The sequence below is a fragment of the Streptomyces axinellae genome, assembly GCF_039532135.1.
Lineage (GTDB): Bacteria > Actinomycetota > Actinomycetes > Streptomycetales > Streptomycetaceae > Streptomyces > Streptomyces axinellae.
This window is the reverse complement of the sequence record NZ_BAAARJ010000018.1, coordinates 52,548-74,674: the sequence shown is the minus strand read 5'-3', so window position 1 is coordinate 74,674 and position 22,127 is coordinate 52,548. Positions and strand designations below refer to the sequence as shown.

The window sequence follows — 22,127 nt, the reverse complement described above, 5'->3', positions numbered from 1 at the left end:
TTCGGCTCATGACTCCCTCCCCGTCCGACCACAGCAGGGTAAGACGCCGTGTGGGACGTCTTCTTCAGCTACAGCCGCGGTGACGCGGAGCGCGTGCGGCCGTCGCTGGAGGTCCTGCGCGGTGCCGGGCTGAAGGTCTTCACGGATGAGACGGGTGTTGCCGGGTTTTCCGGAATCAGCCGGACGATCCGCACCGAACTGGCCCGCTCCTACGCGCTGCTCGCCTTCTATTCACGCGAGTATCCGGAGCGCGAGGCGTGTCAGTGGGAGCTGACCGCCGCCTATCTGGCCGGGCTGGCCGAGGGCGACCCCCGCGCCAGGGTCATGGTCGTCAACCCCGAGCGGGGCGCGGCCACATCCACCCCGTGGAACTGCGGGACGCCCGCCACTGGCCCTGGCCGCCCCCCGGCGGCGCCGGAGCCGCGGAGGCGCTCGTCGCGGACATACAGGCCCACTTGGCGCCGCTGCGCTCACCTCTGCGGATCCCGGAGTGGGAAGGGGGCCAGGCCCGTCAGACCCGTCACGCCCATCAGTCCGCCAGGATGCCGGACAGCCGCGCTGGCTGCCCGGCCCGCTGCCCGCGGCGGCACCCCGCTTCGTGGGCCGGCTGCCGGAACTGTGGCGGGTCCACAGCGCGCTGCACGCGCACGCCGCGCCCCTGGTGACCGGCAGCCCGGCGGCGCGCGAGGCGCTCCTCGCTCCACGCGCTGTTCGCCTTCACCCGCGGCACGCTGCGCGAGTACAGCATCAGCCTGGCCGAGAGCGGCCGGACCGGCGACGGTACGGATGGCGTTACCGGCGACGGTACGGATGGCGGTCCGGCGGACGGGGAGGACAGGGCGGACGGCCTGGGCCGTGAGGCCGGGGCGGTCGGCGGAGACGAGCGCCGGGACGCTCCCGGGGACGCGCCGGAGCCGGCGGCGCGTACGGTGCATGCGCTGGCACACGAGTTGCTCAACGGCACACTGCGGCTGTTCTTGTCCAACCTGGCACCCGCGCCTGGCGGCGTACGAGACCCAGCGGCCCCCCGAGACCAGCCCACTGGACCACGACCGCCTGGCCGCACGCCGCGACCCTCGGCGCCGAACTGACGGCCCTGCGGACCCCGCTGCACCGCATCGCCACGGCCCTGGCCGCCATCTCCGGCGCGGACTTCGGGCTGGCACAGGCCGGTTGAGCGGTAGCCCGCCACGCCTCGTGGCCCGGGTGGCCGCTCGCGGCTCGTATCCCTCCTCAAGGCTCTGACGGCGAGGCTCGTGGCGGCCGTGACCGTTCGTGAGGGCTGTGACCTGCTGCTGAGGGTCCTGACCTGCTAGTGAGGGCTCTGACCTGCTTGTTCCTTGATCGTCGGCGGGAATTGTCAGTGGGCGCTCCTAGACTCGCGTGCGGGTGAGTGGTCCGCGAGGCGGCCTGGGTGGCCGGTGGTGAGCAGGAGAGTGGTGGCACGTATGAGGCAGGGGAGCGGTGCGGACCTGCTGCGGTGCGCTGTGGTGTTCCTTCCGGGCGAGGTGCCCCGGTCCGGGCGGCTGGCGTTCTGGAGCCCGGACGGGGCTGAGGTGCCCGACGAAGGAGAGCCGGGGGAGCCGGGCGAGCTGACCGTCGCCCAGTTGTGCGGGCGCGATGTGCGACGGCGGGAGGTGCCCGCCCGGATGCTGACGGTCCGCGAGGCCCTGCCCCTGCTGATGCGGGCGCGCACTGCCCCGGGAGCCCACCCGTCCGCCGCGTGCTGGGGCGCCGCAGCGCTGCACGGCTTGCGGCTGGTCGCGCAGGGTCGGCTGATGCCCTCGGTGGGTGAGGGGGACACGGATGTGTGGCGAGCCGGGCCTCTCGACAAGAGCGATGCCGCGCATCTCCGAGCGATCGCCGCCGCAATGCCGGGGGAGGGCCACGCGGTGCCGGTGCGGCCGGCGTCCGGGGGCGCGGGTGCGACGGCGGGCGGGGGCGAGGCGTCCGACGGGGCAGTCGTGTCCGGGGGAAAGGGAGGCGGAGGCTGGGGCGGAGCGGCAGGGCTCGACGGGGTTGAGAGGGCCGAAGCGGCTGTTGGAGCCGAGAGGGCTGATGGAGTTGAGAGGGCCGATGGAGCCGAGGCGTGGGTGCCGGAGGCCGAGGGGCTCGTTCGCGCGTTCCTGGACGCTGTAGCCGACACGCTGCCCCGTACGCCTGCCGGGCCTTCCGTCGTGGGGCCCGCATTCGCCGCGCGGGAGCCGCAGCGGCTCCCGGAGCGCTATCCGAGGGTGCGGGAGTGGGCGGCCGAGGTCGCGGCGGGCCAGGACGCCGGGATCCGGATCTCGCTGCGCCTGGACCTGTCGCCGCGCGGGCTGTTCGACTCGGGAACGGACGAGGAACAGGAGGCGGGGGCGGGCGTACGGACGGACGCCGGGCCGGAGCACCGACGTGGCGGCCGGGAGGCGGAGCACGGCTCGGGGCCCGGGCGTCCGAGTGGTGGCTCGGGGCCCCCGTCGCGTGCCGCCGCGCTCGTCCAGGCCCACAGCGTCGAGGACGCCACGCTCGTCGCGGATGTCGGCCAGCTGTGGCGGGGCGAGGCCGCGTATCTCGGCCCCCGCGCACGGGCCGACACCCTGCTGGCCATCCGCCGCGCGGCACGCGTCTGGCCCCCGCTGGAGCGTCTGCTCCAGCGGCCGGTGCCCGATGTCCTCCCGCTCTCCGAGGAGGAGCTGAACGACCTGCTGGGCCGTACCGCGCGGGAGCTGGCCGCCGCGGACGTCGCCGTGCACTGGCCGCGCAACCTCGCCCGCGAGCTGGACGCGACCGCCGTCGTCGGGCCCCGGCGGCACGCGCCCGGCTCGGCCGCTGATGGTTTCGGGTTCTTCAAGGAGGAGCACCTCCTCGAATTCCGCTGGCAGCTCGCCCTCGAAGGGGACCCGCTCACCGAGGGGGAGATGGACGAGCTGGCCGAGGCGCACCGCCCGCTGGTGCGCCTGCGGGACCAATGGGTGCTGGTGGACCCGGAGTTGGTGCGCAAGGCGCGTAAACGGCACCTCGGTCTGCTCCAGCCCTCAGCGGCGCTCGCCGCCGCGCTGTCGGGCGAAGCCGAGATCGACGGCGAACCGGTGGCGGCCGTGGCGACGGGGGCGCTGGCCGCGCTCCGGGACCGCCTCACCGCCCAGGCGAAGGGCGGGGGAGAGCGCGGCGGAGAGGGCGAGAGGGCGAACGGAGAGGAGGACGAAGGGGAGGATGAGAGGGCGAAGGAGGGCGCGGGAGTGGGCGGGGCTGGAGTGGAGGTTCCTCCTGCGGCGCTGCGCGCGACGCTGCGCGGCTACCAGCGCCGGGGGCTGGCCTGGCTCGACCTGATGACCTCGCTCGGCCTCGGCGGCTGCCTGGCGGACGACATGGGACTGGGCAAGACCGTCACCCTCATCGCGCTCCACCTGCGCCGCGCCGAACGGGGCGAGACGGCGCCGACGCTGGTCGTATGCCCGGCCTCGCTGCTGGGCAACTGGCAGCGGGAGATCGCCCGTTTCGCCCCCGGCGTTCCCATCCGCCGCTACCACGGGCCCGGCCGCAGCCTCGAAGGACTGGCCGAGCGCGTGGAAGAGCCCGCCGGGGGCCTCGCCGGGGGGCACGACGGGGGAGCGGAAGAGCCCGAGCCCAGCACGGGCAGCGCGGAGCCGGGCGAGGACGAGGGCAGGGGCATCGCCGCTGGGACGGACGGGGGCGAGGACGGGGGCCGGGCCGGGCGCGGGGGCGCGGCTGCCGGGTTCGTCCTCACGACCTACGCGACGATGCGCACCAGCGCGGCCGAACTGGCAGGACGCCGCTGGGGCCTGGTCGTCGCCGACGAGGCCCAGCACGTCAAGAACGCGCGTTCCGCCACGGCCCGCGCCCTGCGCACCCTTCCCTCCGCCGCCCGCGTCGCCCTGACCGGTACCCCGGTCGAGAACAACCTCTCCGAGCTGTGGGCGCTGTTGGACTGGACGACGCCAGGGCTGCTCGGCCCGCTCAAGACGTTCCGCGCCCGGCACGCCCGCGCCGTCGAGGGCGGCGAGGATCCGGAGGCGACACAGCGGCTCGCCCGCCTGGTCGGTCCGTTCCTGCTGCGGCGCAAGAAGTCCGACCCCGGCATCGTCCCCGAGCTGCCGCCCAAGACCGAGACCGACCATCCGGTCGCCCTCAGCCGCGAGCAGGCGTCGCTGTACGAGGCGGTGGTGCGCGAGACCCTCGCGGAGATCGAGGCGGCGAAGGGCATCGCGCGGCGCGGTCTGGTGATGAAGCTGCTGACCGCCCTCAAACAGATCTGCAACCATCCGGCGCAGTATCTGCGCGAGGCCGCCGACGGTCGTCCGCGCTCGCGCGAGGCCGCCACCGGGCAGCCCGGCCGATCCGGCAAGCTCGAACTCCTCGACGAACTGCTGGAGACGATCCTCGCCGAGGAAGGCTCGGTGCTGGTCTTCACGCAGTACGTGGAGATGGCCCACCTCCTCGCGGCCCACCTCGGCGAGCGCGGGACGAGAACCCAGCTTCTGCACGGTGGCACCCCTGTGGCGCGGCGCGAGGAGATGGTGGACCGCTTCCAGTCCGGCGAGATCCCCGTCTTCCTGCTGTCCCTCAAGGCGGCCGGCACGGGCCTGAACCTCGCGCGTGCCGGGCACGTGATCCACTACGACCGCTGGTGGAACCCGGCGGTCGAGGAGCAGGCCACCGACCGTGCCTACCGCATCGGCCAGACCCAGCCCGTCCAGGTGCACAGACTCCTGACGGAGGGCACCGTGGAGGACCGTATCGCCCAACTTCTGCACTCCAAACGGCAGTTGGCGGAAGCGGTGCTCAGCGGCGGCGAGGCCGCGCTCACCGAGCTGTCCGACGCGCAGCTCGCCGACCTCGTCTCGCTGCGGAGCGAGCCATGAGTGGCTCGGACGCCCGGCTCGGCCCGTGGGGCGAGGCGTGGTTGCGCGCGCTGAGAGAGACCGCGCTGGGGGGAGTCGCGCTGGATACGGCCCGCCCGCAGCAGGCGCGGGAGCCCGGCTCGGCGGGCGTCGCCGGCGGCGTTGCCGGGGTGCGCGTGGAGCGCGGTCGGATCACCGCGTACGTGTACGGAGGCAGGCCCCGCCCCTACCGCGCCGAGCTGCGGATTCCCGTGCTGACCCCCGCACAGTGGGACGCTTTTCTGGACACGGCGGCGGAGCAGCCGACGTGGGTGGCCGCACTGTCGGAGGGCGAGGTTCCGCAGCGGTTGACGGCCCGCGCGCAGGAGGCGGGCGCCAGACTCCTGCCCGGCCCCGGCGAACTGCTCCCCGCCTGCACCTGCCCCGACAGGGGCCGCCCGTGCGCCCACGTGGCGGCCCTCTGCCACGAGATGGCGGTCCAACTGGACGCCGACCCCTTCACCCTGCTCAGGGCCCGAGGACTCGCGAAGCCCGAACTCCACACCCGCCTGCTCCGCCGTGCTCGTCGGCATGAGAGCGAGCCCGATGCGATGAGCCCTGACGGTTCGCTCAGCTCGGGTGCGGGTGCGGGTGCGGGTGCGGGTGCGGGTGCGGGTGCGGGTGCGGGGACTGGTGCCGGGACTGGGACTGGTGCGGGAGCCGGTTCCGGTGCCGGGACTGGGACTGGTGCGGGTGTTGGAGCCGGTTCCGGTGCCGGCGTTGGCGCTGACAGTGGCGCGAGTTCTGGCGACGTGGCGCCGAAGAGTGGAGGCACCGGCGCGTGGGCGGCGCGCCTGGCTGTGAGGCGCGCGCGTACTGGTGCGTCAGGGGGCGCGGGTGAGGCGGCGGCGCCACGTGAAGAGGCGACGGCTGGTTCGGGAGGGGCGGCGGGACCACGTGACACCGGGAGGGGGGAACAGGACGCGGACGCGGGCGGGACGCCTTCTGGCGCGGCGAGCACGCGAACGGCCGCCGCGCAGGCGGCGCGTGAGGCCGCGCGGCGTGCGAGGGAGGAGCGTGGAAGCGCCGATGTGGCGGCGGTGCGTTCCGGTGCCGACACCTCGGGTGCTGGTGCGGACGTTGACGCCCGGGTGGACGCGGGAGCGGGGATGGCCGTCGCGGATGCGGGGACGGCCGGATCTGGACCCGGATCCGGACCTTTCCCCGGGCCCGACTCCGGACCCGACCCCGACCTCGACCTCGACCCCGGATCCGACTCCGACCCCGACCCCGGCTCTGGTGCCGCGGGCGGTGGCCGGGAGGCGGCGCGTCTGGCGGCCCGGCGGGCGCGGTTGAGGGGTGGGGGCACCGGCACGGCGCGTACCGGCGGGCGAGGTGGGAGTCTCCCGGGCTTCGGGGCGAGTGGTGCGGATACGGAGGGTCCGGCGGCGGGGGAGGAGAGCGGCGGCGCCGACCCGGCCCCCGGACCGGGCACCCCACCGCACTCCGGCCGGCCGCCGGCTGTGGGCTCCGTGCCCGCGCGGGAGGGGCTGGCCACCTTCGTACGGCCCCCGTTGCCCGCGCCGTTGCCCGTGCCGGAGGCGCCGGGAGAACCCGGTCCGTTTCCCGACGTTCCGGGCGGGCCCAGCCCGGACGCCCTCGCGTTCCTGGCGATCGACGCGGCCACGCGAGCGCACCAGGCGCTGACCACTCACCGCGCGCCTGTCCCACACGGCGCGCCTGTCCCACACGGCGTGCCTGTCGCACACAGCGCGCTCGCCGAAAGCGGCACCTCTGGCGTACGCGGCATCCCGGACGTACGCGGCACCCCTGTCCCACACGGCTCCCCCGCCGCACGCGAGCCGTCCGCCGCCGCCGGTCCGCTGCCTGAACTGTCGCTGGAGCACGACATCATCCGGCTCGCGGCCACCCACCCTCACTTGACCGGGCGGCGCACCCTCTCCCCGCTCTTCGCCGGCCTCGCGCGTACGGCGGGTTGCGCCGCTCCGCAACTGGCGCGCGCCGCCGCGGCCTGGCGGCAGGGCGAGGAGGCGGGGCTCACGGTGCTGGAGGACGAGTGGGACCCGCCCGCCGGTGACTTCGACCGGGCGCGCAGCACCTTGGCCGCGGCGGGGATACCCGTGACCATCCGCCGCAACCGCCTTACCCACACCACCCGTCTCCTTCAGCTCCGTTACGGTCCGGATGGCCGCTGGTATCCCTACCGAGCGGACGGCGAGGACGGGGAGGACGGGGAGTGGTGGCCCGAAGGCCCGTCCGCCGCCGACCCGTTGACCGCCATGTCAGCGGCTCTGAGGGAGGGGTGACCAAGGCCGCCCCTCCCCTCGCGTGCACGGGAGAGGGGTTCGGACGGCGAGATCGGTGGCCCGCGCGACCTGTTCCCAGGCGCCGATCTCCGCGCGCACACTGTCCAGATGGTCGAGGATCGCCTCGACGGCGTCCGCGCCGAGGGGGAGCCGGAGCGGGGTGCGTTCGGCATCCAGTGCGGTGACTATCGCGGCGGCGGCCTTGGCCGGGTCGCCGGGCGCCGTGGTGACGTTCGACTCGATCATGCGCCGGGTCGGCCCCACGGTCTCCGCGTAGGGGCCGGTCTCCTCGCTCGCGCTTCTGGCGCCGAACAGCCCGGTCCTGAAGGTACCGGGCTCCACCACCAGCACCTTGATTCCAAAGGGCGAGATTTCCTCTGCCAGTGCCTCGGACATCCCCTCCAGCGCGAACTTCGTCGCGCTGTACGCCCCGAAGCCCGGGTAGGACATCTGACCGCCCATGCTGCTGAGCTGCACGATCGCTCCGGAGCGGCGGGCGCGCATGTCCGGCAGTACGGCGCGGATGAGCGCGGCGGGGCCGAAGAGGTGCACGTCGAACATGGCTCGCAATTCGGCGTCGGTGGTCTCCTCGATGGCTCCGACGTGAGCGCGCCCGGCGTTGTTGACCAGGACATCGATCCGGCCGTGCCGGGCAATCACGTCGGACACCGTCGCCTGGATGCCCTCCATGTCGGTCACGTCGAGCCGTACGGCGTCGACTTGGCCTGGGTGGGCGCTGACAAGGTCATCCAGTGCCGGGGTGCGGCGGGCTGTCGCGACGACGGTGTCGCCGACGGCCACGGCCGCCCGCGTGATCTCGCGCCCGAAGCCGCTTCCCGCGCCCGTCACCAGCCATATTCTGCTCATCCGTACTCACCGTCCGTTGGTTCGCCCGTCGGCTTCCACGCTCTGACCGGGGCTCTTCGGGACGAGATTCTGATCGATCTTTCGGCGCGCGCTCAGAGTTCTTGGGCAATCGTTGTTGATAATTGATGTGTACAGTTGGGATTTGTTGTATTTCATGTGGCCATGGGGCCCACGCTGCACGCCGGTGCGGAGTGGCAACGTGACCGCCCCACCGCCCGTCCCCCCGCCGTCCTGACTCGCCCTGCGCGGAGGTCGAGTTCCTTTGGCCGGCCGTGACCACATGCTGACCTGCGATCTCCCCGATCTTGTCCGGGATTTTGACCGGGCCGGACCACGGGCCGGACCCCGGCCCGGACGCTCGTCCCGGCTCGTGGACCCCCGGCATATCCATGTCATGTTCGCCGAGTACGCTGCGCCGGGCGTTGGAGCAGCCATCGGGCTGGGCAGCGCGCAGACCGCAGCGAGGACGCACACAGCGCACGGAGCGAGGAGTGGCCCGATGGCCTTTCGCAAGGCGACGATGAAGAAGCAGGTGGCCGAAGCCATCGCGCAACAGGCCCCGGGGGACCGTCCGTTGGTTTCGGTGATGACTGTCTCCGGCCCCAACCCGTGGCTCAGCGTCGGACTTCTGGGCCTGATCGGACAGTTCCTGGTCAAGTACTACTTCATCACCGTCACGGATCAGGCCCTGCTCCTGCACCGTATGGCCCGGTTCTCGCAGAAGCCGAAGGAGATCGTGTACGCGATCCCGCGCGTTCAGGCGCCCCCGCTGTTCGGGGAGGTCCAGCTCAACCCGCTGTGGAGCTTCTTCTCCATGAGCCTGCCGGACTCGGCCAAGCCGGTGCGTATCAACGTGCACCGCATGTGGCGCAAGGAGTTGGAGGAGCTGCTCGCCATTGTCGGCGGCGCACCGGGCCCGCAGGGAGCGCAGCAGGGGTACGCGCCCGCGCCCCCGCAGGGTTACGCGCCCCCGCCGCCCCAGCAGGGTTACGCCCCGCAGTCGCAGCCGGGTTACGCCCCTCAGCAGCCCCAGCCCCAGCAGCCTTACACCCCGCAGCCGCCCCAACAGCCGCAGTCGCAGCCGGGCTATCAGCAGCAGCCGCAGGGCCACCCTGGCTACCAGCAGCCCCAGGAGCCGTATCCGCCCCAGCGGCCGGGCCCCTACAACGACCCCCGCGCGCCGCAGGCTGCCCCGGACCCGCAGGGGCAGCCCGGCCCCTACTACGGCAACCCCGGCCAGCCGCAGGGCGGCAACCCGTACGCGTAAGTGGCGCCTCCACGGGTGCACGCGCCCCGGCGGCCGGCCTCGCAACGCGAGTTCGGACGTCGCGCCGCCGGGTCATTCCCCGTCGCGGACATACGCGCGGGGCAGCGTGGCGCGGATCTTCGACTGCCGGTGCGGCAGTTCGTCCCAGTCGTCCATCGTCGCGGCCAGCAGCCCCTGCGCCTGGGCGAGCGCGATGAGCGTCGCGGGACGGTAGTAGAAGTCCTCGTGCAGGACGTGGTGTTCCTCGCCATCCGTCCTGTTGTAGGTGAAGTCGAAGAATCCGCCCGGTTTCAGGACACGCGGGATGTGGCTGAGGCACTCCTCGATCACCTGCGGCGGTGAGTGCGAGAAGACGCTGTGCGCGTGTGCCATGTCGAAGTGCCCGTCCGGCAGGTGGTCCAGGCGCATGTCGTCCACGAGTGTCAGGTGGGGCAGCTTCTCCTGGAGCCCGCGCGAGGCCAGTACACGCTGGGCCGCGAGCAGGATGTCCGGCGAGATGTCGAGGCCGTGATAGTGGCCCGGCGCGAGGTAGTCGATGAACCGCCATCCGGCGCGCAGATTCCCGCAGCCGATCTCCAGTAGCCGGTGCGCGGGCTGGAGCCCGTGGGAGCGCAGGTAGCTGAACTGCAACTCGCCCACCGCCTCCCAGCGTTCCTGGGTCGGGGTGCCCACGGCGGCGTTGGGGTCCCGGGCCACGTCCGAACGCATCACGCCCCGGTAGAAGGCGATGTGGTCGCCGTGCGCACCGCGCCTCAGCCACCAGTCCCGTAACATCCGGCGCGCGTGGCGTGCGTGGGGCGCGAGACGGGCGAGGCGCGCTGGTCGCGGGAGCGCGTCCCGCAGCCGTTCCAGGGCGGAGAGGCCCGAGCGGGCTCGGGAACCGGCGGATGTGCCGGTATGCGATGCGCCGTGGGAGGTGACGTCATGAGGCATGGCGGTGCCCCGCTTTCCGGGTCGTCGCGGCAGTCGAGTCCTTCCCTTCCCTCAAGCGCCCGGTTCAAGGGGAATTCGAGGAGCCGAAGGCGGACGATAACTTGATCCCATGAGTCATGTGCGCGATCAAGGACGCGACGAGGGCCAGGACGCCAGGGGATTCGGCGGCGCTCCGGATGAGGAGAGTCTTCCGGGACGGTATGGTCCTGGCGCGACCGTCCAGGTCGATCCCCGCTCCGTCGGCCCGGTACGGACGAAGTACGCGCCCGACCCGGACGGCGACCCGGATCCCGGCGAAATCGTCTGGACGTGGGTGCCTTACGAGGAGGCCGACGGCCGGGGCAAGGACCGGCCGGTCCTGATCGTCGCGCGCGAGGGCACCGGCCGGAGCGGGCACGGAGGCGAGAGTGTCCTCGCCGTACAGCTCACCTCCCGCGAGCACCACGGTGACCAGGAGTGGCTGCCGCTCGGCTCGGGGCCCTGGGACCGCGAGGGCCGGGACTCCTGGGTCGGCATCGACCGCGTGCTGCGCGTGCGACCCGGTGGTATGCGCCGCGAGGCATGCGCCTTGGACCGCGCCCGTTTCCAGGCCGTCGTGCACCGCCTCCAGCAGGTGTACGGCTGGCGCTGAGCCCCCCGGCGGTCCCTGGCCCCGGCGATCTCTGACCCCGGGGCGGCAGCAACGGGGAACGGGGCAGCACCGGGACGGCAGGCCGGGAGAGGGCACCGGTGGGAAGCTGGGAGGGGAAACCCGCAGCGGCCCCCCGTGCGGGAACCCCGCATTCTCCCACCGCTGTTGAGACCGCACAGGCTCGTACGGGCACGGGGCACGGGGCACGGGTACGGGCCGTAACCGCCGCCGACCAGCGTGCTCGGGCACGCCGATACGAGGGGTGAGACCGATGGCCGCCACAACGGACGACGCGGCTGCGCCCGACGGGGGAGGCGCACCGGGCTGGGCGAGCGCGCCCGGCGGGGGAGGCATGCCGGGCGAAGGGGGTGTGCCCGGCGGCCCCGAAGCGGGAGCGGCGGCGCGCACGAGCCCGCAGCTCGCGGCGATGCCGGAGGGCTGGACCCGGGCCCTGGCGGTGGTGGCACACCCCGATGACCTGGAGTACGGCGTGGCCGCCGGCATCGCGGAGTGGACCGCGCGCGGCAAACAGATCAGCTATCTCCTCGCGACCAGGGGCGAGGCGGGCATCGACACCATGGATCCAGCGGAGGCCGCACGAGTGCGCGAGGGGGAACAGCGCGCGAGCGCCGCCGCCGTCGGTGTCACCGATGTGCGCTTCCTGGACCACCAGGACGGGGTATTGCAAGAGGGCCCCGCGTTGCGCTCGGACATTGCTGCGGTCATCCGCGCTCTGCGCCCCGAACTGGTCATCACCGTCAACCACCGCGACACCTGGGGCGCCGCCCCGGGCGCCCCCTGGAACACCCCGGACCACCGGGCCCTGGGCCGCTCCGTCCTGGACGCCGTCGGGGACGCGGGCAACCGGTGGATCTTCACCGAACGGATGAAGAAGGACGGCGTGGGGCCGTGGGACGGGGTGCGCTGGGTCGCGGTGGCCGCCACACCCGCCGTGACCCACGCCGTGGAGGTGGGGGAGGAAGCGGCGCGCAAGGGGCTCGCCTCGCTGCTGGAGCACCGCGCCTACATCACCGCGCTCACCGACGAGGAGCCGGAGGCGTACGCCCGCTCGATCGTGGACCGGGCACTGGACATGTACGGCCAGAGCTACGGAGGCCGCCGGGCGGTGGCTTTCGAACTTCACCCCTGCTGAGGGCACCCCTGCTGAGGGCGCCGATGCTGAGGGCACCCGGACTTCGCGCTCGTCGCGGGCCACCGACAGCCGGGAGGCGGAGCGGCCCTCTCCCCTGGGGCCGCCGCACCGTCACGCGCGCTGTCACTGGCGCTGCCGCGCTGTCACTTTGCGCCGCCGCGTCAGGGACAGCAGCGTCAGCACGGCCACCGGCACCAGCAGCGCGGCGGCCAGGACGTTGAGCCAGCCGTAGCCGGCCTGGGCGACGACGAGCCCGGAGAGGGCCCCGCCGATCCCCGCGGCGGAGTTCATGATCAGGTCGGAGAGGCCCTGCACCGCGGCGCGGGCGGGCTGGGGCACCGAGTCGGTGAGCAGCGCCGAGCCTGCCACCAGCCCGGCCGACCAGCCGAGGCCGAGCAGGAAGAGCCCGGCGGCGGACTGCGCGTGATGGCCGTTCGCCGTCCCCGCCAGCGCCGTGGCGCAGGCCAGCAGCGCCACGCCCGTCAAGAGCACGCCGAGCCGCCCGACGCGGTCCGCGAGAGCCCCCATGACCGGCGAGAACGCGTACATCCCCAGGATGTGGCCGCTGATCACCAGCCCGATCAGCTGCACCCCGGCGCCGTGCCCGCCCAGATCCACGGGGGTCATCACCATCACCGAGACCATGACGGTGTGCGACCCGGCGATGGCGGTCAGCGCCACACGCGCGGACGGGGAGGCGGCCACGGCGGCCAGCCCCGCCCGCAGCGACCGCTCGGCGCCCGATCCCTCCTCCGCGCCGCTCGCGCGGGCCAGGGCGCGCGCCGTCAGCAGCGGGTCGGGCCGCAGCATCACCTGCATCACCAGCCCCGCCACCAGGAAGACGCCCGCACCCCACAGGAACGGGCCCGCCGCCTCGGGCACGCCCAGCCCGGCGACGGACCGTCCGGCGGGCGCCGCGATGTTCGGCCCCAGTACGGCGCCGATGGTGGTCGCCCACACGACGGTCGAGATCGCCCGCGCGCGGTGCGCGGGCTCGGCCAGGTCGGCGGCGGCGAACCGCGCCTGGAGGTTCGCCGAGGTGCCCGCGCCGAACGCCGCCATTCCCACCAGCAGCAGCGGGAAGTTCCCCGCCGTCGCGGCTGCCACGACCACGAGCCCGCCCACGGCGGCCACCGCGTATGCCGTGACCAGGCCCACCCGCCGGCCGCGCCGGGCCATGAGCGCGGCGAAGGGCAGCGAGAGGAGGGCCGTCCCGATCACCGAGGAGGTGGAGGCGAGGCCCGCGACCGCCTCGGATCCGCCGATTGCCTCGGCGAGCACGGGGGCCAGCGCCACCGCCGTGGCCACCCCGAGGCCCCCGAGGATCTGGCTGACCACGAGCGCGTTCTGGATCCGCCGCCGTACAGCCCGCAGATCCCCGCCGGGAAGGAGACCGTCGGGTACGTTCCCCGGGCCGTCGGGTATGTCTCCCGGGCCGTCGGAGGTGGCAGGTGCGTCGGCTGAGTCACGGATGTCGGTCACGTCGCGCAGTGTGGCAGCCACGGGTTCTGTCCCACCATGGGGCGACGTCCCACCATGCGGCGGCGCGGCGGCGCGGCGGTGCGGCGGCGCGGTGACGTGGCGACGTGGTGGCGGGCGAGGCTGCGACGGCCCGCGGAGGCGGCGGGCGGGTCCTCAGAACAGCGGTTCGGGCAGCACACCCTCCAGCGTCAGCAGCGTGCGCTTGGTCTCCAGGCCGCCGCCGAAGCCGCCTATGCGGCCGGAGCTTTCCAGGACCCGATGACAGGGGACGACGACCGGCAGCGGATTGGCTCCCATGGCCACCCCGACCGCGCGGGCCGCGCCCGGCTCCCCGACCCGCACGGCGAGGTCCTGGTATCCCACGGTCGTGCCGTACGGCACCGAGGCGGCCAGCTCGCGCAGCACCCGCTCGTGGAATCCGCCGGTCAGCGACCAGTCCAGCGGGACCGGGAAGGGGCCGGGCGCCCCGCCGAAGTAATCCGCCAGCGCTCTCCCCGCGCTCTCCAGATGCGCCGCCGGTGAGGAAGGCGCGCCCGTATCGGATCCGGCGGGTCCGGCCCCGTCGAGGGGCGCGGCGGTCCCGAAACGGCCGGACAGCCGCGCGAGGGCCTGGTCGCGCACATGTCCCCGCGCATGGAAGACGACGTTGACCAGGCCCTTTTCGGTGGCTGCCAGCAGCAGTGGGCCGATGGCGGTGTCCCGCACCGTCCAGGCGCAGGACACCGCACCGGCCGTCTCGTTCACCGGCTCCACCGGTCCGTCAGTCATGCCCGCAGACTAGTGCCGTGACCGGCGATGTTCGCCCGTGAAGGAGCGTCGTCGTGGGGGCACCGCCCGCGCGAGCGGAGCCGAGCGTGGGGGAGCGTGCGAGCGCAAGGCGGCCGGAAGTCCTGGATCGGGGTCTCCCCCTGCTCTGGGGGTCCCTCCCGGCCGAAGGCCGGGGGAGGAGTTGAGAGCTCGGGGAAGGAGCTACCAGGACTTCCGGCCAACGCCGCGAGCGGGCGTGCCGGACGACGCGACGCGGCAAAGCTGCCGGGAGGGGCACTAGGAGCTTGCCGGGAGGGGCACTAGGACGGGCCACTGACACCGCCGCCGGCGCCGACAGCGCCGTGCGCCTCCAGGGAGCCGCGGCGCCTCACGCGTCAGCTCGTGGGAGCCGCGGCACCCTTCACCGCGTCCCGTACCACGTCCGGCTTGTTGGAGATGATGCCGTCCACACCCGCTCCGGCGACCTTCTTCGCGGTCTCGGCGTCGTTCACCGTCCAGGTGAAGACCTCCAGACGGCGGTGGTGGGGGCCCCTGACGTCGTGGGCGGCGTCCACGTACTCCTTGCTGACGTCGCCGTAGGCCGGGTTTATCTGGTCGGCGAACTTCGCGTAGGACTTCAGCTCACTCACCTTCGGCGTGCCCAGGAAGCCGGTCTTCACATCCGGCCTGTCCTGGTGCACCTTCTCGACCGCTTTGGCGTCGAAGCTCTGGATTATGAGCTTGTTCTTGGTGTGGTGCCTGTTGAGCCAGCCCTTGCGGCTCAGCGTGTCGAGGGTCTGGCGTTCGATGCCGGGGTAGAGGTCGGGCGACTTCAGCTCCAGGAGCAGTTCCTGGCGGTTCCGGTTGAGCCGGCTGAGGTACTCGTCCAGAGTCGGGACCCTCTCGCCCTCGAACTCCTTGCCGAACCAGCTGCCCGCGTCCAGCGACTTGATCTCCTTGGCGGTGAAGTCGGCGATCTTCCAGGGGGCGCGGTCCGGGAAGCGCTGCTCGACGTCGGTCGTGCGGGAGAGCGTCGTGTCGTGCATGACGATCAGCTCGCCGTCCTTGGTGCGCTGCACGTCGTTCTCGACCCACTCGATGCCGAGCTGACGGGCCTTGTCGACGGCGGCGAGCGTGTTCTCCGGCGCGTACGCGGATGCTCCCCGGTGCCCCACCGGGAGGGCGGGGCGGTGACTTGCCGGGGCTGCCGGGGCCGCTGCCCCCACGGCGGGGGCCTGGCCTGGTCTTGTCGGTGCCGCTGCCCGTTCGGCCGCAGAGGCGGTCGGGGCGACGGTGAGGAAGAGCGCGCTCATACCCAGCAGCGCACCGGCGGTGGTGGCGGTCGCAGTCAGTGGGCGTATCGACATGCGGGACTCCTCGCTTCTGTCTGTGCACGGACTGCGATGACAGTTCCCGATGCGCAATACAAACAAGCGGGGACAAAGTGGCGCGGAGCTGAACGAGGGACGTCCGAGCCGCTGACCTGCGGCGGGACAAACTGGCAGCTATCTGCCACCCGGGGACTGTTTGGGCGCGGCGGCCCATTGTCAGTGGCGAGCCGTACCGTGGATTGCATGCGGCCCAACACCGAGATCGAACGCAAGGTGGCGCCTTTCGAGGTCGTCAGCCCCTATCAGCCGAGCGGCGACCAGCCCACCGCCATCGCCGAGCTGGCCCAGCGCGTCACGGGCGGCGAGAAGGACGTCGTCCTGCTCGGCGCGACCGGTACGGGCAAGTCGGCGACGACGGCCTGGATGATCGAGAAGCTCCAGCGTCCGACCCTGGTGATGGCCCCCAACAAGACGCTCGCGGCCCAGCTGGCCAACGAATTCCGCGAGCTGCTGCCGAACAACGCGGTGGAGTACTTCGTCTCCTACTACGACTACTACCAGCCGGAGGCGTACGTCCCCCAGACGGACACCTACATCGAGAAGGACTCCTCGATCAACGAGGAGGTGGAGCGCCTCCGCCACAGCGCCACCAACTCCCTCCTCACCCGGCGTGACGTGGTCGTGGTCGCCTCCGTCTCGTGCATCTACGGCCTGGGCACCCCCCAGGAGTACGTGGACCGGATGGTGCCGCTCAAGGTCGGCGAGGAGTTCGACAGGGACCAGCTGCTGCGCCGCTTCGTCGATATCCAGTACACGCGCAACGACGTGTCCTTCACCCGGGGCACCTTCCGCGTCCGGGGCGACACCATCGAGATCTTCCCGGTCTACGAGGAGCTGGCCGTCCGCATCGAGATGTTCGGCGACGAGATCGAGGCCCTCTCCACGCTCCACCCGCTCACCGGCGAGGTCATCTCCGACGACCAGGAGCTGTACGTCTTCCCGGCCTCGCACTACGTGGCCGGCCCCGAGCGCATGGAGCGCGCCATCAACGCCATCGAGGCCGAGCTGGCCGAGACGCTCACCACGATGGAGAAGCAGGGCAAGCTCCTGGAGGCCCAGCGGCTGCGCATGCGCACGACCTACGACATCGAGATGATGCGCCAGATCGGCACCTGCTCAGGCATCGAGAACTACTCGCGGCAGATCGACGGGCGCGACCCCGGCTCGGCCCCGCACACCCTGCTCGACTACTTCCCGGACGACTTCCTGCTGGTCATCGACGAGTCCCACCAGACGGTCCCGCAGATCGGCGCGATGTACGAGGGCGACGCGGCACGCAAGCGCACCCTGATCGACCACGGCTTCCGGCTCCCCTCGGCGATGGACAACCGCCCGCTGAAGTGGGAGGAGTTCCTGGAGCGCATCGAGCAGACGGTGTACCTGTCCGCGACCCCCGGCCCCTACGAGCTGGCCCGCTCGGACGGTTTCGTCGAGCAGGTCATCCGCCCCACCGGGCTCATCGACCCGGAGGTCGTCGTCAAGCCGACCGAGGGCCAGATCGACGACCTGGTGCACGAGATCCGCGCCCGCGAGGAGCGCGACGAACGCGTACTGGTCACCACGCTGACCAAGAAGATGGCCGAGGACCTGACGGATTATTTCGTCGAACTGGGCATCCAGGTGCGTTATCTGCACAGCGATGTGGACACCCTGCGCCGCATCGAGCTGCTGCGTGAGCTGCGCTCGGGGGAGTACGACGTCCTGGTGGGCATCAACCTGCTGCGCGAGGGCCTCGACCTCCCCGAGGTCTCCCTGGTGGCGATCCTCGACGCGGACAAGGAAGGCTTCCTGCGCTCCGGCACCTCCCTCATCCAGACGATCGGCCGCGCCGCCCGTAACGTCTCCGGCCAGGTGCACATGTACGCGGACAAGGTCACCCCGGGTATGGAGCGGGCCATCGAGGAGACCAACCGCCGCCGCGAGAAGCAGATCGCCTACAACGAAGAGCACGGCATCGACCCCGAGCCGCTGCGCAAGAAGATCGGCGACATCGTCGCGGACATCGTCCGTGAGGAGATCGACACCGAGGCACTGCTGGAGACGGGCTACCGCCAGCGGGACGAGACCGGCAAGGGCGGCAAGGCGGCCAAGGGCAGGGCGACGGCCCCCACTCCGGCCAAGGGCAGGGCCAAGGCGGGCGAGCTCACCGACCGGCCCGCCGCCGACCTCGCCGAGACCATCGAAGAGCTGACCGAGCGGATGCGGGCCGCGGCGGCGGAGTTGCAGTTCGAGGTGGCCGCCCGGCTGCGCGACGAGGTGGGGGAGCTGAAGAAGGAGCTGCGCCAGATGAAGGAGGCGGGGCTGAAGTAACGCGGGGCTCAAGTAGCGGGCTGGGGGCGAAGCTGGGGGCAAGCAGCGCCCCGGCCGAGTGCCCCGGCCGAGTGCCCCGGCCCAGCGCACCCCCGGCGGGCGAGAAGCCGTGAGACCTGGGGAGTGTTGCAACAACGACACAATGGAGCCGCTCGCGGAACGGGCTGTCACCCGTCTTGCGTAGGGTTCTGCGGGTGGTGGCCGCCGGTCCGTGGCGGTCGCGTTGTCGAGAGGGGACGCACGTGTCGGTCAACTTGTCCAAGGGCCAGGCGATCAGCCTCCAGAAGAGCGACGGGGGCACTCTGACGGCCGTCCGGATGGGGCTCGGCTGGCAGGCCGCACCGCGCCGGGGGCTCTTCGGGAAGCGCACCAAGGAGATCGACCTCGACGCCTCGGCGGTGCTCTTCGCCGACAAGCAGCCGGTCGATGTGGTCTTCTTCCGGCACCTGGTCAGCGATGACGGGTCCGTCAAGCACACCGGTGACAACCTGGTGGGCGGCGCGGGCCAGGGCGGCGACGATGAGGCGATCATGGTGGATCTCCAGCGCGTGCCCGTCCACATCGACCAGATCGTCTTCACGGTCAACTCCTTCACCGGGCAGACCTTCGCCGAGGTCGAGAACGCCTTCTGCCGCATCGTGGACGAGACCAACGGCCAGGAGATGGCCCGCTACACGCTCACCGGCGGCGGTGACTACACGGCGCAGATCATGGCCAAGGTGCACCGCCAGGGCAGCGGCTGGCAGATGACGGCCCTCGGCGACCCGGCCAACGGCCGCACCTTCCAGGACCTGATCCCGGTGATCCTTCCGAAGCTCTGATGCCGTGACCGGCGGGGCCTGGCGGGACCGGCCGCCGGCCCACAGCGGCAGGGCACACGGGCAGGGCACACGGGCAGGCCGCACAGCGGGACGGGCAGGCCACACAGCGGGCCGCAGGGGGAGGCGCGAGGATGACGGCGGAACTGGTCAGGGGGCAGAACCATCCGTTGCCCTGGAGCCGGGTGGAGATCAGGGTGTCGGTCGGCACTCCGGTCATCGCGGGGGCGACCCTCAACGACGCGCGGGGACGGATGCGCGACGCCGGATGGTTCGCCCACCCCGCTGAGCCGCAGCTGCCCGGGCTGGAGGTCTCCCGCCAGGCCGCCGCTGTGCACCGCCTCGCCGTCGATCTGGCGGCACTGCCGCAGGACGCGCACCGGGTCAACGTCCTGCTGGCGCTGCCGGACGGAGTCGGCGGCCCCGCGAGCTTCGCCGAACTGGCCGCGCCCTTTGTCGCCGTCACCGGTCTGGGGGGTGACGAAATCGCGAGCTACACCCTCACCGGGCTGGGCGCCGAGTCCGCCGTCGTCGCGCTGGAGCTGTACCGCAGGCAGGACGCGTGGAAGGTGCGGGCCGTCGGCCAGGGGTACGCGGCGGGGCTCGCCGCGATGCTCGGCGACCAGGGCCTGCCCGACGCACGGCAGCTCGCCGAAAAGATCAACGAGGCCGTGGCCGCCGGAGTGGCCCGCTCGATAGCGCCCCCGGGACCGGGTCCGGCCACCAGCGGCGCTCGGGTCAACTACCAGCACCCGCGCCGGACCGCCACCCCGCAGCCCGAACCCCGGCCCCAGCCACCGCAGCAGCCCGTCGCCGGGGACGCCCCCGGCTGGTCGATGGAGGAGCGGCTCTACAACCAGGTGTGGGGCATGTTCGAGGATCTGGCCCGCACGGTCGCGGCCTACCGCTCCGCAGTGGACTTCGCCGACTCCCGGATGGAGCGCGAGCTGGAGAAGGTCCTGGACGACCCGCGCACCCGCGTCGGCCCCGCGGCAGACGCGGCCCGCACCGAGGCCAGGGCCAAGCACCGCGCTCTGGTCGCACAGGCGCAGGCCGTGCTGGACCGGGACATCGATCAGCTGGTGGCCGAGGCGGAGGTGGTCGAGCCCGCGCTCCCGCCCGCGCTGGCCCGCTGGGACAACCCCGTCTGGCAGGCGTACCGGCCACCCGCCGAGCGCCCCATGGCCCTGCGCGTGGGCGACCTCAGCCTTCCGGAAGCCGCTGGCCTGCGCATCCCCATGCTGCTGCGGCTCCCGCTGGATCGCGGCCTGTGGATCGACAGCGGACGCCGCTCCGGCTGCGACGGCCTGACGTCCGGCGACGAACTGCGGGGGCTCGCCGCACAGACGGCGACGGCGCTGGCGGCCCGGCTGATCGCCGCTCATCCGGCGGGCGAGTTCTCGGCGCATGTCATCGACCCTGCGGGCTCGGCATCCGGTGCGCTCGCGCCGCTGGTCGATTCCGGCGCGCTGGAGATGCCGCCGGCCGCGGGCGCCGCGGGCGTCTCCGCCGTACTGGAGCGGCTGACGCAGCGCGTGGACCTGGTGCAGATGGCTGTGCGCAGCGGTGCCACCGACGCGCTGCCCGCCGATCTCGACCCCGGTGACCAGCTGCTGATCGTCCACGACTTCCCGCACGGCTTCGACGACCGTGCTGTCACCCAGCTCCGCTATCTCGCCGATGAGGGCCCTTCAGTCGGGGTCGGGCTGATGATGGTCGCCGACCGTGACGATGCCCGGGGCTACGGACCGGTGCTCGACCCTCTGTGGCGCTCCCTGATGCGGCTCACGCCGGTCCCCGAGGGCCATCTCGCCGACCCCTGGGTCGGGCACGCGTGGACGTACGAGCCACCCCTGGCGCCCAGCGGTAGCCAGGTGCTTCCGCAGGTGCTCCGCACAGTCGTGGCCGGACGGCGGTCCCGCGGGTACTGAGCCGTCCCGAACGTTGTTCCGCGGAGCTGTCCGCGCCGCCGGTCCACTCCGTGACCCCGCCCCGTCGTCACTCCGTGACCCCGCCGTCCTCGGTCCACTCCGTGACCCCCCCGTCCTCGGTCCACTCCGTGACCCATCAGCGGGTCCACTCCGTGGACTTTCACTTTGCCTTTATATGGGATTGCTTTACTCTTTCTTTCAACGGAGGGGAGTATTCCCAGCCACGCGGTGATCCCGTCAATACGGACCGGCCAAGGCCGGCCCCGGGGCGCCGGCCCGGTCCGTCTTGGGCGGCGAGACCAGGTGGAAGAGACCTCCGGCCCATGCTCGTAGCCAAGCCGGAGGATTTTGTGGAAATCTCCATGACTGTCTGGGTGCTGACCATCGTCGGTCTCTGCGCCCTCATCGCCGCCGACTTCTTCATCGGTGGCCGAAAACCGCACGACGTCTCCCTCAAGGAGGCGGGGATCTGGACCACGGTCTGGGTCGTGCTCGCCGCGCTCTTCGGAGTCGGCCTGCTGTTTTTCGGCAACGCCCAGGCATCCGGTGAGTTCTTCGCCGGATTCATCACCGAGAAGTCGCTCAGCGTCGACAACCTCTTCGTCTTCATCCTGATCATGGCGAAGTTCTCGGTGCCCTCGATCTACCAGCAGCGCGTGCTGATGGTGGGTGTCCTGATCGCGCTGGTGCTGCGCGGCATCTTCATCGCGGCCGGCGCCGCGATCATCGCGTCCTTCTCCTGGGTCTTCTTCATCTTCGGCGCCTTCCTCATCTGGACCGCGTGGAAGCTGATCCAGGAGGCGCGCTCGGACGAGGAGGAAGAGGAGTGGGAGGAGAACCGCCTGCTCAAGGCGGTCGAGCGGCGCTTCCCGTCCACGGACAAGTACCACGGCACCAAGCTGTTCATCGTCGAGAACGGCAAGCGGCTGATGACGCCGATGCTGATCGTGATGCTCGCCATCGGCACGACGGACATCCTGTTCGCGCTGGACTCGATCCCCGCGATCTTCGGCCTGACCCAGGACCCGTACATCGTCTTCACCGCCAACGCCTTCGCGCTGATGGGCCTGCGCCAGCTCTACTTCCTCCTCGGCGGTCTGCTGAGGAAGCTGGTCCACCTGTCCTACGGGCTCTCGGTGATCCTCGGCTTCATCGGCGTCAAGCTGGTGCTGCACGCCCTGCACGAGTCGGGGGTGCACGTCCCGGAGATCAGCATCCCCGTCTCCCTCGGCGTCATCTGCGCCGTGCTGGTCGTCACCACCATCACCTCACTGATGGCCGCCAAGAAGCAGGAGGCCCAGGAGCGGGAGAAGGCCGCGGACGGGGAGCCGGACGGGCAGCCGAACGCGAACGCGAGCGCGAACGCGAGCGCGGGCGACGCGCACGAGACCGACGCCGAGCGCAAGGCGGACATCGACTCCTGAGTGCCGACCTCGACTCCTGAGCG

General features: G+C 72.2%; 15 protein-coding genes. 10 read left to right on the top strand and 5 right to left on the bottom strand.

Translation table 11 applies throughout. From position 1 onward, the window contains the following. Window positions 1-48: 48 nt before the first annotated feature. From ABD339_RS24825 to ABD339_RS24815, 3 genes are all read left to right on the top strand, one after another. Window positions 49-1,245 carry a toll/interleukin-1 receptor domain-containing protein gene (locus ABD339_RS24825; RefSeq protein WP_344568773.1) on the top strand — a complete coding sequence of 399 codons (1,197 nt, stop codon included), beginning with the start codon at window positions 49-51 and terminating at the stop codon, window positions 1,243-1,245. A 203-nt stretch (window positions 1,246-1,448) separates the two neighbouring features. Next, window positions 1,449-4,865, top strand: a complete 3,417-nt coding sequence (locus ABD339_RS24820) for a DEAD/DEAH box helicase (protein ID WP_344568771.1) — start codon at window positions 1,449-1,451, stop codon at window positions 4,863-4,865. After that, on the top strand, window positions 4,862-7,150 hold the full coding sequence (locus tag ABD339_RS24815; RefSeq protein WP_344568769.1) for an SWIM zinc finger family protein: 2,289 nt from the start codon (window positions 4,862-4,864) through the stop codon (window positions 7,148-7,150). The genes ABD339_RS24820 and ABD339_RS24815 overlap by 4 nt, the downstream gene beginning before the upstream one ends. On the opposite strand, the gene ABD339_RS24810 is transcribed toward ABD339_RS24815, so the two are convergent. Continuing rightward, a complete protein-coding gene (locus tag ABD339_RS24810; RefSeq protein ID WP_344568767.1) occupies window positions 7,127-8,017 on the bottom strand; it encodes an oxidoreductase in 891 nt (296 codons plus the stop codon). The two genes, ABD339_RS24815 and ABD339_RS24810, sit on opposite strands and share 24 nt — an antisense overlap. A 499-nt stretch (window positions 8,018-8,516) precedes the next feature. Between ABD339_RS24810 and ABD339_RS24805 the strand changes: the two genes are divergently transcribed. Continuing rightward, entirely contained in the window at window positions 8,517-9,284 is a 768-nt protein-coding gene (locus ABD339_RS24805; RefSeq protein ID WP_344568765.1) for a hypothetical protein, read from the top strand. 72 nt (window positions 9,285-9,356) lie between these two features. Here ABD339_RS24805 and ABD339_RS24800 read toward each other — a convergent pair whose 3' ends face one another. Next, window positions 9,357-10,217 (bottom strand): class I SAM-dependent methyltransferase, encoded by an 861-nt coding sequence (locus tag ABD339_RS24800; RefSeq protein WP_344568763.1) that lies wholly within the window; start codon window positions 10,215-10,217, stop codon window positions 9,357-9,359. A gap of 109 nt (window positions 10,218-10,326) precedes the next feature. Here ABD339_RS24800 and ABD339_RS24795 point away from each other — a divergent pair, with 109 nt between their 5' ends. Beyond that, the gene (locus ABD339_RS24795) at window positions 10,327-10,848 is read left to right on the top strand and encodes a type II toxin-antitoxin system PemK/MazF family toxin (RefSeq protein ID WP_344568761.1); all 522 of its coding nucleotides are present in this window, start codon (window positions 10,327-10,329) and stop codon (window positions 10,846-10,848) included. A gap of 427 nt (window positions 10,849-11,275) precedes the next feature. Then, window positions 11,276-12,001: a PIG-L deacetylase family protein gene (locus ABD339_RS24790; RefSeq protein ID WP_344569026.1), complete on the top strand. Its 726-nt coding sequence runs from the start codon at window positions 11,276-11,278 to the stop codon at window positions 11,999-12,001. A 123-nt stretch (window positions 12,002-12,124) separates the two neighbouring features. Here ABD339_RS24790 and ABD339_RS24785 read toward each other — a convergent pair whose 3' ends face one another. The 3 genes from ABD339_RS24785 to ABD339_RS24775 form a co-directional block, all read right to left on the bottom strand. Further along, on the bottom strand, window positions 12,125-13,426 hold the full coding sequence (locus tag ABD339_RS24785; protein WP_344569024.1) for an MFS transporter: 1,302 nt from the start codon (window positions 13,424-13,426) through the stop codon (window positions 12,125-12,127). A gap of 210 nt (window positions 13,427-13,636) precedes the next feature. Beyond that, window positions 13,637-14,251: a methylated-DNA--[protein]-cysteine S-methyltransferase gene (locus tag ABD339_RS24780; protein WP_344568759.1), complete on the bottom strand. Its 615-nt coding sequence runs from the start codon at window positions 14,249-14,251 to the stop codon at window positions 13,637-13,639. A gap of 374 nt (window positions 14,252-14,625) precedes the next feature. Then, a complete protein-coding gene (locus ABD339_RS24775; RefSeq protein ID WP_344568758.1) occupies window positions 14,626-15,597 on the bottom strand; it encodes a glycerophosphodiester phosphodiesterase in 972 nt (323 codons plus the stop codon). Window positions 15,598-15,804: 207 nt separating this feature from the next. On the opposite strand from ABD339_RS24775, the gene uvrB reads away from it, so the two are divergent. From uvrB to ABD339_RS24755, 4 genes are all read left to right on the top strand, one after another. Continuing rightward, the gene (uvrB, locus tag ABD339_RS24770) at window positions 15,805-17,931 is read left to right on the top strand and encodes an excinuclease ABC subunit UvrB (protein ID WP_344568757.1); all 2,127 of its coding nucleotides are present in this window, start codon (window positions 15,805-15,807) and stop codon (window positions 17,929-17,931) included. A gap of 242 nt (window positions 17,932-18,173) precedes the next feature. Then, entirely contained in the window at window positions 18,174-18,752 is a 579-nt protein-coding gene (locus ABD339_RS24765) for a TerD family protein (protein WP_344568755.1), read from the top strand. A gap of 131 nt (window positions 18,753-18,883) precedes the next feature. After that, the gene (locus tag ABD339_RS24760) at window positions 18,884-20,680 is read left to right on the top strand and encodes a TerD family protein (RefSeq protein WP_344568753.1); all 1,797 of its coding nucleotides are present in this window, start codon (window positions 18,884-18,886) and stop codon (window positions 20,678-20,680) included. 362 nt (window positions 20,681-21,042) lie between these two features. Continuing rightward, the gene (locus ABD339_RS24755; protein ID WP_425576082.1) at window positions 21,043-22,104 is read left to right on the top strand and encodes a TerC family protein; all 1,062 of its coding nucleotides are present in this window, start codon (window positions 21,043-21,045) and stop codon (window positions 22,102-22,104) included. Window positions 22,105-22,127: the final 23 nt, after the last annotated feature.

Excerpts from the sequence above, each read along its gene's own strand:
- ABD339_RS24790 (WP_344569026.1), top strand. The coding sequence starts at position 11,276 with ATGCCGGAGGGCTGGACCCGGGCCCTGGCGGTGGTGGCACACCCCGAT.
- ABD339_RS24805 (WP_344568765.1), top strand. The coding sequence starts at position 8,517 with ATGGCCTTTCGCAAGGCGACGATGAAGAAGCAGGTGGCCGAAGCCATC.
- ABD339_RS24775 (WP_344568758.1), bottom strand. The coding sequence starts at position 15,597 with ATGTCGATACGCCCACTGACTGCGACCGCCACCACCGCCGGTGCGCTG.
- ABD339_RS24795 (WP_344568761.1), top strand. The coding sequence starts at position 10,327 with ATGAGTCATGTGCGCGATCAAGGACGCGACGAGGGCCAGGACGCCAGG.
- ABD339_RS24800 (WP_344568763.1), bottom strand. The coding sequence starts at position 10,217 with ATGCCTCATGACGTCACCTCCCACGGCGCATCGCATACCGGCACATCC.
- ABD339_RS24780 (WP_344568759.1), bottom strand. The coding sequence starts at position 14,251 with ATGACTGACGGACCGGTGGAGCCGGTGAACGAGACGGCCGGTGCGGTG.
- ABD339_RS24755 (WP_425576082.1), top strand. The coding sequence starts at position 21,043 with ATGACTGTCTGGGTGCTGACCATCGTCGGTCTCTGCGCCCTCATCGCC.
- uvrB (WP_344568757.1), top strand. The coding sequence starts at position 15,805 with ATGCGGCCCAACACCGAGATCGAACGCAAGGTGGCGCCTTTCGAGGTC.
- ABD339_RS24820 (WP_344568771.1), top strand. The coding sequence starts at position 1,449 with ATGAGGCAGGGGAGCGGTGCGGACCTGCTGCGGTGCGCTGTGGTGTTC.
- ABD339_RS24810 (WP_344568767.1), bottom strand. The coding sequence starts at position 8,017 with ATGAGCAGAATATGGCTGGTGACGGGCGCGGGAAGCGGCTTCGGGCGC.
- ABD339_RS24815 (WP_344568769.1), top strand. The coding sequence starts at position 4,862 with ATGAGTGGCTCGGACGCCCGGCTCGGCCCGTGGGGCGAGGCGTGGTTG.
- ABD339_RS24760 (WP_344568753.1), top strand. The coding sequence starts at position 18,884 with ATGACGGCGGAACTGGTCAGGGGGCAGAACCATCCGTTGCCCTGGAGC.